Source organism: Corynebacterium sp. HMSC056F09 (genome assembly GCF_001815785.1).
Classification (GTDB): Bacteria; Actinomycetota; Actinomycetes; order Mycobacteriales; family Mycobacteriaceae; genus Corynebacterium; species Corynebacterium hiratae.
The window spans coordinates 1-567 of record NZ_KV821976.1 but is presented as its reverse complement, the minus strand read 5'-3'; the positions used below and the strand labels follow the sequence as shown (position 1 = coordinate 567).

The 567-nt window shown below is 60.1% G+C and carries 1 pseudogene; it reads right to left on the bottom strand.

Features of this window, described 5'->3' with window-relative positions:
- Positions 1 to 567: pseudogene (locus tag HMPREF3056_RS12395) on the bottom strand (IS21 family transposase); the annotation flags it as partial.

Sequence of the window (567 nt, the reverse complement as noted above, 5' to 3'; positions counted from 1 at the left end):
CCACCAAAGTAGTCAAACGCTTGACGGTGGGCATCAAGCCAGGACTGTTGCCGCTGGTCAATACACGCACAGGCAAACAGCATTCCTGAATACGGCAGCGCGGCAACGAAAATGCTGACTTTCGCACCCGGTGTGCCCGCAGGGTCGTACAGGCACATCTTGGTCCCCGCCCAATCCACCTGCATCGTATGCCCTGGTGCATGGGTGATCCGGGCGGTAAGCCCGGCTGCATCGACATGGGAGGCAACCAACTGGCGGAATCGGTCGTAGCTGTAGTGACGCTGGCCCGGCTGGGCGGGGTTGGTGGTGTACCGAGCCCACAATACTTGCAGTGTTTGCTTCACACGCCCTGTGCGTGCTTTGACGACCGCGTCAAAGTCAATCGGGACGAACTCGCCTTGCCCGCTACTGCGCTTGTCAACGAATATCTCGTCCAGCTCGTCATTCGTCAGCGCCGCGACCTGCTGGGCAGTGGTTAGGCCAAGGCTTCGCAGCGCTTGGTTCGCTCGGGAAATCGCGCGGTGCGAGCACCCGAGTTGGTCTTCAATCTGGCGGTAAGAACGCTTC